The organism is Variovorax sp. Soil_C_39, assembly GCF_057656815.1.
The window spans coordinates 290,327-301,326 of sequence record NZ_JBDGJQ010000001.1; the positions used below are offsets into that span (position 1 = coordinate 290,327).

Sequence of the window (11,000 nt, forward strand, 5' to 3'; positions counted from 1 at the left end):
CGGTTCAGGGGGCCGGGTCCGCCGCGTCGGCATGCGAAGCCTCGGCCAGGTGCGCGGTGTCCGCCAGCGACGATTCGATGGCCTGCGTCTCGCGGTTGAGCAAGGCGAGTCCCGTTTCGGCAAGCGCGCGATGACTGGCCAGGTCGGCCCACAGGCTCGCCGCGGCTTCGGCGCAGGTAAGCGACGTGAAGCGGATGTGGCCCTTTGCCAGCGCCACGAAGCGCTTCTCGCGCAGTGGGTCCGCCCGGTCCCAGGCGCCGCCGATCAGCACGCGCCGGCCGCGCTTGACGCGTGGCTCGCGCTCCGCGAAGAACGGGAGCTTGACCGTCAGCCAGCTCGGCAGGCCCGTCTTCAACGCGGCATCGAACGCGCAGGGAGCCGCGTGTGCCTTTGCATGGTCGCGCAGGGTGCCGAGCCGGTATCGCGCCGGATCCTTCGGCCCCGCAGCGCCGCCCTCGACGGGCCTGATGACGCTCGAAGCGTTGCCCGGCCGCGAGGGCTTGCGCAGGTCCGCAAGCTGGGCTGGCGACATGCACAGATACAGCGCGGCGAGGTCGGCGGGCAAGGTCGCAGTGTCCGGCAGCATGTCCGCGTCGGGACCTTTGAATTCATCCGGGTGAGCCATGGGCGCCTTTTTTATCTCCACGCGGGGTTGCGCCGGTGGATTTTAGAGGGCTGCCAACATGCCTTTCGGTCCGAATTCAATCGCTGGGATGCCTCCCGCTCATGGCTTTTCGTTTGAGGTTCTCACCGCGTCTTTCCCTGCCTCTTTCACGTCGCCGACTGCCTTCCGCGTCGTACCAGCAGCCTTGTCAATGGTGCCCTCAACTTGCATCTTCTCGCTCCCGACCGCCTTGCCCACGGTTTGCTTGACGCTACCCTTTGCTTTTTCGAGCGAACCCTTGGCCTGATCCTTGTTCATCGCACATCCTTGGTTGCATGGCGAAATGCCACGATGACATTGGTTCTGCGGTAAAGGCGCAGGTGTCGGACGAAGCGCCGAAAAGCTTGGGAAGCCTTCCCATGTCCCGGCCGCTGCTCGTGATCGACGCGCACACGCGGGCGCCGCGTGCTCTTCACGTGCCAGTCCGTCAAGCCGCGAGGCTCGGCGCCGGCGCCTCGGTGGCCTGCGCGATGCGCCCGGCCTTCATGTGAACGATGCGGTCGGCCACATGGAAGTAGCGGTCGTCGTGCGAAATGACCACCAGCGAATGCCCCTTGGCGCGCAGCTCGGGCAGCAGCTCGGTGTAGAACAAGTGGCGGAACGCAGGGTCCTGGTCGGCCGCCCATTCGTCGAACACCAGCACCGGTCGGCCTTCCAGGTACGCATGCACCAGCGCCAGCCGCTTGCGCTGACCGGTCGACAGGTCGGTGGTGCTGAAGGCACCGTCCTTCACCAACACCTTGTGCGCGATCTCCAGACGCTGCAGGTAGGGCAAGGCCGTCTCGGGCAGCGCCTGATGGCCGCCCTCTTCGCCGGCCACGAGGTCTTCGAACAGATAGAAGTCCGAGAACACGGTGGTGAACAACTGGCGGTAGTCGTCGCGCGTCTCGGGCGTCACGGCCTTGCCGTCGAGCAGCAGCTCGCCCGCCACCGGCGCATACAGGCCCAGCAGCAGCTTGATGAGCGTGGTCTTGCCCGAGCCGTTGTCGCCGACGATGAAGACGATCTCTCGGCGGCCGATGCGCAGATCGACCGGGCCGAGCACGAAGGGCTCCGCGCCCTCGACGGCCGGGAACGCATAGCGCGCGCCGCGCAGCTCGATCGCGCCGTGCAGCACCGGCGTGGCGGGCGGCGCGTGCAGGTCGAGGTGCGGCTCCGGCGTGGCAAAGCGCGCCGACAGGTCGCCGATGCGCTCGAAGGCCACCTTTGCCCGCCCCAGGTGCGGCAGCGCCGCCACCACCTGGTCGAGCGGCCCCTTCAGGAACAGCAGCACCAGCACGAAGCCGCTGAGCACGACCGGCGCGGTGTCGCGGAACGCGGCCCAGCCGAGGATCAGCGCAATCAACAAGAAGAACAGCGCCGAGCCGAAGGAAGAGGCGAGCACGAAGATGTTGATGGCGCGCCGATTGATGTCGTGGATGCGCTCCACCGTGTGCGCCACCTGCTGTTCGTACACCTTGGCGCGGCGCGCGCGGTGCATGCGCAGTTCTTTCGCGCCTTCGCTGATGCCGCGGTAGGCCTTGTGCAGCGCCTCTTCCTGCTCGCGCGCCTTGAAGAAGCCCGAGATGCCGCGCGCATGCGCCAGGCTCTGCACGGTGATGCCCACGAGCAGGGCCGCCAGCAGCAGGCCGAACAGCGGCGGCGAGAGCCACGCCAGGTAGCCGAGGCAACCGAAGGAAACAGCCAGCGCGATCATGGTCGAGGCCAGCATGAAAGCCACGTCGCTGATCATGTCGACGTCTTGCGTGAGCACGGGCATCAGGCGATGCATGCGGTAGCGTTCGAGCGCATCGATCGGCGCCGCAAGAATCTTCAGCGCCAGACTCTTGCGCACCTGCGCCACGAGCCGCTGGCCGACCACGTTGTTCGACATGTCGGAGGCGGCGCGTCCGACCAGCGCCACCACGCACAGGCCGATGAAGCTCAGCAGCAGTCCACCGGCCAGGCCGCCGGGGCGGTGCAGCACCTGGTTGATGGTCGCCAGCAGCGCGACGGTCGCAACGCCCGCGCCGATGCCGGTCACGGTCGACAGCGCGATCCACGGGAAGTAGGGCCGCAACAGCCGGACGAGTTCAGACGCGGGGGCGCTGGCGGGTGTGATGTTCATGCGGCGGACGGTTCGTTGCAAAGAGGAGTCGGGCTCCTTGCAATGACGTTCGGCGCAGCCGCTTGTTTAGAGAAGAAGGCGGGCGCGCCGCCTATTGCAGCAGCGGCTCCGCCCCCGCCTCGCGCGCGGCCTCCACCACCGAGGCGCCGGCCAGCGCCCACAGCGTCAGGACCTCGTCGAGCGCGCGCACGTGGCTCGGATCCTGGCCGAGCCAGGCCACGATTTGCTCGGCGCGCTCGGGCGACGGCGCGTCGTGCAGCTCGCGAAAAAGCCGCCAGGCCATGCTGAAGGCCGGGTCGGAGGGGCGGTGTCTCGGGAAGCTCATTGGGATTCGCACGCCTGCACTGCTGTCGATGAGTGAGTAGACGCTGCGTGGCGCACGCTGTTTAGGCGCGGCACCACGGAGGACTAAATTTCCGGTCCGTCGGCGCGTCTTCTGCTTCATGCCCTCGTGCCTTTTTCAAGCTTTCCACGCCGCCTTCGGCCTCGCCCCGTGATCCCCCTGCTCGCGCCGATCTTCCAGGGCGAGTGGGCGCCGTACGGCGAAACGCTGGCTTGCGCCGCGCACCCGCCGCCGGAGTCCGTGCGCGTGGCCGACCTGCTGGCCGACCCGCCGCGCCTGCTGGCGCTGCTGCGCCTCAAGGCGCGCACGCTGAACATGCCGGAGCGCGACCTGCGCGCAGTCGCGTCCGCCTGGAGCATGAACTACCTGCATGCGCTGCTGCCGCCCGTGGCCGCGGCCGCGAGCCTGCTGCAGCACGGCTTTCCGGTAAGTCCCGAGCAGGTCTGGGTCAGCCTCGACAAAGCAGACGGCGACCCGGAGAGCTTCCACATCACCGACCTCGGCACGCCCCGCCCCGGCACCGACACGGCTGCGCGCTACGACGTGCTGCTGTGGATGCACCTCGCGCCGCTGTTCGCACTGCTGACGCAGCTCACGCGGCTGGCACCCAAGATCCTGTGGGGCAACGCCGCGCGCTACCTCGAGCCCGTGCTCGAGGAAAGCCTGCGCATAAGCGGCCAGTCGCCCGCCGTGGCCGCCGACCTCAAGCATCTGCTGCATCGCCCGACCTGGCCGCAACCGTGCGGTGAACTGCGCGACAACCCGATGTTCATGCCCCCGCGCCGCGGGGTGCGCGTGGCCGACCGCAGCGCGCCGCCGGTCACGCTGTATCGGCAGTGCTGCCTTTATTACCTCGTGCCGCATCTGGGCTACTGCGGCGCGTGCCCGCTCTCGCCGGAGTTCGAGCGCGAGCGCTGTGCCAGCACCGCCGACTAAACATCCGGCCACAGCCCGCGTCTTCCTTCTGCATCCCCCACATCGACCACAGCACGGAGGTTTTCCTTGGCCGCCCACGACACTGCATGGCGCTTTCACGCGCATCCCGAAGGCCGGGTGCTGGACGTCCGACTGGAAGGCACGGCGCTCAAGGTGACGCCGCACGACGGCGACCGCCACAGCAGCACCTGGGCCCTGCGCGAGCAGCCCGGCAAGCCACGCCTCGAATGGTTGGGCGCGTGCGCGGGCGAGCCGGACGAAGCGCACCTGCTGGCGGCGATCGAGGCGGTCTTTCAGCGCCACCCGACCGCATGGCACCTGGCGCTGCAATCGCCGTTGCCGAGCGGCACGCGGCTCGTGAACGCGGGCATCGTCGCTCCGGCCGAGGGCGCGCTGCCCACCGTCGCGCGCGAGGCCTTCTGGCAATGGCCGCGCGCATGGCTGCCGCAACCGCGCGAGCCTTTCGCGCAGCGCTTCGTTGTCACGCAAGGCAAGCGCCACCCGCTGCGCCCTGCCAAGCCGCAAGGCACCGTGTACCGCCGCCACATCCCGTGGTTGGGCCAGACGCTAACGCTCGACACGGTCGACATCGAACGCGACCTGCCGGTTTTCAACCGCTGGATGAACGACCCTGTGGTCGCCCATTTCTGGGAAGAGGAAGGCGACCTCGCACGCCACCGCCAGTACCTCGAAGGCATTGCGGCCGACGCGCGCGTGACGGGCCTGGTCGGCCGTTTCGACGGCGAGCCCTTCGGCTACTTCGAGGCGTACTGGGCGAAGGAAGACCGCATCGCGCCGTTCTATGACGCCGCCGACCACGACCGCGGCTGGCACGCGCTGGTGGGCGAGGCGCGCTTTCGCGGCAAGCCCTTTCTCACGGCCTGGATGCCGTCGGTGTCGCACTACCTCTTCCTGGACGACCCGCGCACGCAGCGCCTGGTGATCGAGCCGCGCGCCGACAACGAAAAAATGATCCGGAGCCTGGGCCGCTGCGGCTACGCCCACGTGAAGGAGTTCGACTTTCCGCACAAGCGCGCCCTGCTGGGCATGCTGTGGCGCGAGCGTTTCTTCGGCGAGGCGCTGTGGATTCCGCGCGCCGACCCCACCGCCGCTTCGCCGGCCCCGGCTCGTCGACACGAGCCATCCCTGGAGGACATCCATGCAAATCCATGACCTGATCGGCGTCGGCTTCGGCCCGTCCAACATCGCACTGGCCATCGCACTCGACGAGAAGCGCCAGAAGGGCCACTTCGTCGACTCGCTGTTCATCGAGAAGCAGCCGGGCTTCGTCTGGCACCGCAACATGCTGCTGGACAACGCGCACATGCAGATCTCGTTCCTGAAGGACCTGGCCACGCTGCGCAATCCGTCGAGCCGCTTCACCTTTTTGAACTACCTGCACGAGAAAGAGCGCTTGCAGGACTTCATCAACCTCAAGAGCTTCTTCCCGAGCCGCCACGAGTTCAACGACTATCTCGGCTGGGCCGCGGCGCAGTTCGAAGACCGCTGCGCTTACGGCGAGGCCGTGTTCGAGGTGGCGCCCGAGATGAAGGGCGACGAGGTCTCGCTGCTGCGCGTGCGTTCGCGCGATGCCGACGGTGCGGTGCGCGAGCGCCTGGCGCGCAACCTGGTGGTGAGCGTGGGCGGCGTCGCCAACATTCCGGCGCGCTTCCAGCCGCTGAAGGACGACGGCCGGGTGTTCCATTCGAGCACCTACCTCGAAGCCATTGCCCGCCATCCCGGCGCCCACCGCATCGCCATCGTGGGCGCCGGCCAGAGCGCGGCCGAGATCTTCATGGACCTGCAGTCGCACCCCGCGAAACCGCAGGTCGACCTGATCATGCGTGCACGCTCCATCAAGCCCTCGGACGACAGCCCGTTCGTGAACGAGATCTTCAACACCGACTTCACCGATTTCGTGTTCAACCGCTCGGTGAACGAGCGTGCCGAGCTGCTCGAGGAGTTCTGGCACACCAACTACGCCGCGCCCGACCTGGAGTTGATCCAGCAGATCTTCAACGTGTTCTACCGCCAGCGCGTGGCCGGCTCGACGCGCCACAGCTTCCTGCGGCGGCACGAGGTGTCGGCCGTGGATGCCGCGCAGGACGGCATCCACCTGTCGCTGCACGACCTGAACACCGGTGCGCGCCTCGACAAAGCCTACGACGCCGTGGTGCTTGCCACCGGCTACGCGCGCGACGCGCACCGCACGCTGCTGGCGCCGCTGGCGCACTACCTGGGCGATTTCTCGGTCGATCGTGACTACCGCATGCAGGGCACGCCGGCGCTGCGCCCGAGCATCTTCTTGCAGGGCGCCTGCGAGACCAGCCACGGCCTGAGCGACACGCTGCTGTCGGTCACCGCCATCCGTTCCGACGAGATCGGGCAGGCGCTGCTCAACGCCACGCCACGGCACGCGGCGCAGGCTCCGCAGCCTCCGCAGGCGCCCGCCGCGGAGCGCCCCGCCCACGCCGCGCCCGTGGTTTAGCCACGGGAACGCAACGCTTCGGTGCTACACTCAATAAGAATAGTTCTTATTCACCCCATCCCGGGGTCACCGAAGCCAGCGCCCTCGCCTCCTCTTAACCGGCGCGCTCCAGCCATCGGCCCAGGGGTCTTTTGTCGATGCTTGCGAGAAGGCGACCGGATGCGCGACCTCGTCCAGGAACTTGTGTCTCACTACGCGGACTTGCGCCGGCAGCTCACGCGCGACCTGCGCGACCCGCACCATGCGGCCGACATTGCGCAGTCGAGCTTCGAGCGCGTGTACACGCACACGCTCAGCCTGCGAGACGGCGCCGCCATCGAGTCGCCGCGGGCCCTGCTGTTCCGCGTGGCGCGCAACCTGTGCATCGACGAAGCGCGCCATCGCAAGGTGGCGCAGGACTGGGCCGTCTCGCATGCCGTCGTGGGCACGCACCTCACGGCCCCGTCGTCCGAATATGTCGTGGCCCAGCACCGCGTGCTGCACCGCGTGGTCGAAACCATGGAACAGCTGCCGCCGCGCCGGCGCGAGGTGTTCCTGCTGTTCCGCGCCTACGGCCACTCGCGCGCTGAAATCGCGCAGCGTCTGAACATCACCGAGATGGCGGTCGCCAAGCACCTGCTGCGCGCCACCATCGACTGCTCGCGCGTGTTCGCCGAGCTGCGCCAGGAACTGATCGAGCCGCAGGCGCTGAACAGCCACGCGGGTTTCGACACGGCACTGGCTGAAGATTTTTCATGAGCGGCGCGGCTGCCGAGGTCGTCTCGCGTGAACGGCTGATCGAACGCGCGCTCGCGCTCATCGTCGAAGACGAGATCGCACCGCCGAGCCCGGCCGCCAACAGCGCCCGGCTCGCGCTCGACCAGTGGCGAACCCGCTCGCCCGAACACGCCGCCGCCGTGCGCGAGGCGCGCGAGCGCTGGAAAGCCCTGGGCGGCATGGCCGACGACCTGCGTGCGCACTTCGACGAGCCCACACCCGCACCGGTGCCGCGCAGTCCCTCGCGCCGCAAGCTGCTGCTGTCGATCGCCGGGCTGCTCGGCGCCGGCGTGGTCGCCGGGCGCGGCGTGCAGTGGTACTGGCAGCAGCCCGTGTTCCAGGCGGCGTATCGGACGCCCAACGCGCGGATGCTGAAGGTCACACTGGCCGATGAGCCCACCGGCGGCATCGGCAGCCGCCTCGACCTCGCCCCGCAAAGCGCCGTCGACGTCACGCTCTACCGCCGCCGCCGCATGGTTTACATGGCACGCGGCGAGGTCCGCTTCGACGTGGCGCCCGACGCCGACCGGCCCTTCGTGATGCGCACGCGCGAGGCCATCATCGAAGTGGTCGGCACCGCCTTCACCGTGCGCGACCGCGGCGGCCCGATCACCGTGGGCGTCGAGCACGGCCATGTGCGCGTGCAGGTGCTGCGCCAGGCCGGCACCGAACGCAGCGACCAGGTGGTCGACCTGCGCGCCGGCGACATGCTCGAGGTGCGCGACGGCCGCGCCGATCCGGTGCGCCAGGCCGACACCGCCGCCCTCTCGGCCTGGCGCGACGGCTGGCTGGTGTTCGACAACACCCCGCTGGGCGACGCGCTGGCCGCGGTCAACAGCTACCGCAACGCGCCCATCACCGGCGCCGACGCCCGCATCGACGCGATGCGGCTCTCGGGCCGCTTTCGCACCAACGACTCGGCCGGCCTGCTCGACGCACTGCCCGCCATCCTGCCGCTGGTGGCGGTCGCCCGGCCCGACGGCAGCGTGAGCCTGCAAGCGCGCTGACCCGGGCGTGCCCGTGGGCACGCCGCTCCTTTTCCTCTCGTTTTTTCGACCCGCATCGACACGGCGATCGATGGCGTGTCACGGGCCTGTCTCTCTTTTTCGAGTTCAAACGTCTTACATGCAGAAGCACCCCGCATCCGATCGAAGGATGCAGCGCGCCCTCGTTTTCATGTCGCACCGATTTACTTGTCTGGAGCCTTCACCCATGCGTTTCTCGCCTCGCCACCGACTCCTGAGCGCCGCACTTGCCGCCGCCTTCGGAACCGCCTTTGCCAGCTGGAACGGCCTTGTCGCCGCCCAGGGCACCGACCAGGCCTCTGCACAAGCGCGCGACATCAACGTGCCCGCCCAGCCGCTGGGCGCCGCGCTCAACGAGCTGTCGCGCCAGACCGGCGTGCAGGTGCTCGCCGCCGGTGACGTGGTCTCGGGCCTGGCCGCACCGGCCGTGTCGGGCCGCCTTAGCTTCGAGCAGGCGCTCGACCGCCTGCTGGCCCGCAGCGGCCTCGTGGCGGTGCGCAACGGCCCCACGCGCGTCACCATCCAGCGCCAGAGCGCGGCCAGTGCCTCGCTGCCCGCCGTGACCGTGGCCGCGCAGGTCTCCACCGACGGCACCACCGAAGGCACGGGCTCGTACACCACGCGCGCCGCCGCGGGTGCCACGCGCATGGACCTGTCGCTGCGCGAAACGCCGCAGTCGATCAGCGTCATCGGCCGCCAGCAGATCGACGACCAGAACCTCGTCACCCTGGACGACGTACTGCGCCAGACGCCCGGCATCGTGGCCGACCGCAATGACGAGCGCGTGACCTTCTCGTCGCGCGGCTTCGCGCTGAGCACCATGGTCGACGGCGTGCCCACGCTGGGCTTCAACAGCGTGGCCGGCGAGTCGAGCATGATCAGCACCGCTTTCTACGACCGCGTCGAGGTGATCCGCGGCGCGGCCGGCCTGCTCAACGGCGTGGGCTCGCCCGGCGGCGCCATCAACCTCGTGCGCAAGCGCCCGACTTCCGAGTTCGCCGGCCACATCTCGGGCGGCATCGGCTCCTGGAGCCGCTACAACGCCGAGATCGACGTGGGTGGCCCACTCAACGAGGCCGGCACCGTGCGCGGCCGCTTTATGGCCTCGCGCACCGACGGCAAGAACTTCATCGAGAACAAGAAGCGCACCGAAGACGCGCTGTACGGCATTGTTGAAATGGACCTCGCCGCGGGCTCCCGCCTCTCGGTGGGCTTCGAGCACCAGAAGACCGCCATCGACGGCGCCAACTACGGCCAGAGCCCGCTGTTCTTCAGCAACGGCCAGCGCACCAACCTGCCGCGCTCGTTCAACTCCAGCGCCCCGTGGAGCTATTGGGACATGTACAGCGACAAGCTGTTCGCCAACCTCGACCAGCAACTGGGCGGCGGCTGGCAGCTGAAGGTCGATGCAAGCTACCTCAAGAGCGAGCGCAAGCGTGCCTCGGGCGACCTGAGCATCTACCGCGCCATCAACGAGCGGACCGGCGCATCTACGATCGACATCCGCGAAAACCCCGCCCAAGGCGCCAACAAAGGCCTCGACGTCCACCTGAAGGGTCCGTTCGAAGCCTTCGGCCGGACGCACGAAGCCGTGGTGGGCATGAACTACAACACCTACGACGCCACGGTCCACACGCGCGGTGCCGTGCCGCGCATCATCGACCGCCGGCCCCTGAACTTCTACCAGCTGCAGAGCTTCCCCGAGCCGACCTCGTTCTCGTACCCGCTGTACACGGCGCCATCGAGCACCACCGAGAAGGCCATCTACGCCTCGACCCGCCTGCGGCTGGCCGACCCGCTGTCAGTCATCATCGGCGCGCGCGGCACCTGGTACGAGGCCGATTCGTCCACGCTCGACTGGACCACCTGGCGCCGCATCGGCGTGGGTTCGGTGCGCGAAAACGGCGTGGTCACGCCCTACCTGGGCGTGGTGTTCGACGTGAGCAAGGAGCTCTCGCTCTACGGCAGCTACACCGACATCTTCCAGCCCAATGCGGTGCGCGACCGCAACAACTCGCTCATCGCACCGCAGCGCGGAAAGAACATCGAACTGGGCCTGAAGGGCGAACACTTCGGTGGCAAGCTCAATACCAGCGCCGCGATCTTCAAGACGCGCGAAACCAACCTGGCCGTGATCGACACCGGCGCCAGCTCGCTGCTGCCCGACGGCGGCATTCCGTACCGCGCGGTGCAAGGCGCCAAGAGCAAGGGCTTCGAGCTCACCGCCGCCGGCGAAGTGCTGCCGGGCCTGCAGTTGCTTGCGGGCTACACCTACCACGCCAAGCGTGACGCCGACGGCGTGCTGCTCAACCCGCAGTACCCGCGCCGCCTGTTCCGCGTGAGCACCAGCTATCGCCTGCCCGGCGAATGGAGCAAGCTTACCGTCGGCGGCAGCGTGAGCTACCAGAGCGGCATCTACTACGACGAGTTCAACGAACTCGGCCGCGCCTCGCAAGGCGGCCTGACGCTGTTCGGCTTGATGGCGCGCTACGACATCAACAACCGCCTGAGTGCCTCGCTGCACATCGAGAACGCTGGCGACAAGCGCTACTACAACGGCCTGGGCGGCTACAACGGCTACACGCAGGGCAACCCGCGCAACGCCTGGCTGAAGCTCAGCTACAAGCTCTGACACCCAGCGACATGAAATAGGGCGGCACCGGCAGAAGGGTGCCCTTGAC

The 11,000-nt window shown here is 68.4% G+C and carries 10 protein-coding genes; 6 read left to right on the forward strand and 4 right to left on the reverse strand.

The genetic code is table 11. The features are described from left to right. Positions 1 to 4: 4 nt before the first annotated feature. The 4 genes from AC3A6J_RS01405 to AC3A6J_RS01420 form a co-directional block, all read right to left on the reverse strand. Positions 5 to 625, reverse strand: a complete 621-nt coding sequence (locus tag AC3A6J_RS01405; RefSeq protein ID WP_487858105.1) for a hypothetical protein — start codon at positions 623 to 625, stop codon at positions 5 to 7. A gap of 99 nt (positions 626 to 724) precedes the next feature. After that, positions 725 to 922, reverse strand: coding sequence for a CsbD family protein (locus AC3A6J_RS01410; protein ID WP_487858106.1), 198 nt, complete (start codon positions 920 to 922; stop codon positions 725 to 727). 169 nt (positions 923 to 1,091) lie between these two features. Beyond that, positions 1,092 to 2,771 carry a cyclic peptide export ABC transporter gene (locus tag AC3A6J_RS01415; RefSeq protein ID WP_487858107.1) on the reverse strand — a complete coding sequence of 560 codons (1,680 nt, stop codon included), beginning with the start codon at positions 2,769 to 2,771 and terminating at the stop codon, positions 1,092 to 1,094. 91 nt (positions 2,772 to 2,862) lie between these two features. Then, positions 2,863 to 3,096 (reverse strand): hypothetical protein, encoded by a 234-nt coding sequence (locus AC3A6J_RS01420; protein ID WP_487858108.1) that lies wholly within the window; start codon positions 3,094 to 3,096, stop codon positions 2,863 to 2,865. Positions 3,097 to 3,264: 168 nt separating this feature from the next. Here AC3A6J_RS01420 and fhuF point away from each other — a divergent pair, with 168 nt between their 5' ends. The 6 genes from fhuF to AC3A6J_RS01450 all read left to right on the forward strand — a co-directional run bounded on the left by fhuF (position 3,265) and on the right by AC3A6J_RS01450 (position 10,951). After that, the gene (gene fhuF / locus AC3A6J_RS01425) at positions 3,265 to 4,050 is read left to right on the forward strand and encodes a siderophore-iron reductase FhuF (RefSeq protein WP_487858109.1); all 786 of its coding nucleotides are present in this window, start codon (positions 3,265 to 3,267) and stop codon (positions 4,048 to 4,050) included. A 66-nt stretch (positions 4,051 to 4,116) separates the two neighbouring features. Next, on the forward strand, positions 4,117 to 5,223 hold the full coding sequence (locus tag AC3A6J_RS01430; RefSeq protein ID WP_487858110.1) for a GNAT family N-acetyltransferase: 1,107 nt from the start codon (positions 4,117 to 4,119) through the stop codon (positions 5,221 to 5,223). After that, complete coding sequence (locus tag AC3A6J_RS01435) at positions 5,210 to 6,538, forward strand: lysine N(6)-hydroxylase/L-ornithine N(5)-oxygenase family protein (protein WP_487858111.1); 1,329 nt, start codon at positions 5,210 to 5,212, stop codon at positions 6,536 to 6,538. Before AC3A6J_RS01430 ends, AC3A6J_RS01435 begins: the two co-directional genes overlap by 14 nt. Before the next feature lie 159 nt (positions 6,539 to 6,697). Next, a complete protein-coding gene (locus AC3A6J_RS01440) occupies positions 6,698 to 7,276 on the forward strand; it encodes an RNA polymerase sigma factor (protein WP_487858112.1) in 579 nt (192 codons plus the stop codon). Next, on the forward strand, positions 7,273 to 8,301 hold the full coding sequence (locus AC3A6J_RS01445; protein ID WP_487858113.1) for a FecR family protein: 1,029 nt from the start codon (positions 7,273 to 7,275) through the stop codon (positions 8,299 to 8,301). Before AC3A6J_RS01440 ends, AC3A6J_RS01445 begins: the two co-directional genes overlap by 4 nt. Before the next feature lie 205 nt (positions 8,302 to 8,506). Further along, positions 8,507 to 10,951 (forward strand): TonB-dependent siderophore receptor, encoded by a 2,445-nt coding sequence (locus AC3A6J_RS01450; protein WP_487858114.1) that lies wholly within the window; start codon positions 8,507 to 8,509, stop codon positions 10,949 to 10,951. Positions 10,952 to 11,000: the final 49 nt, after the last annotated feature.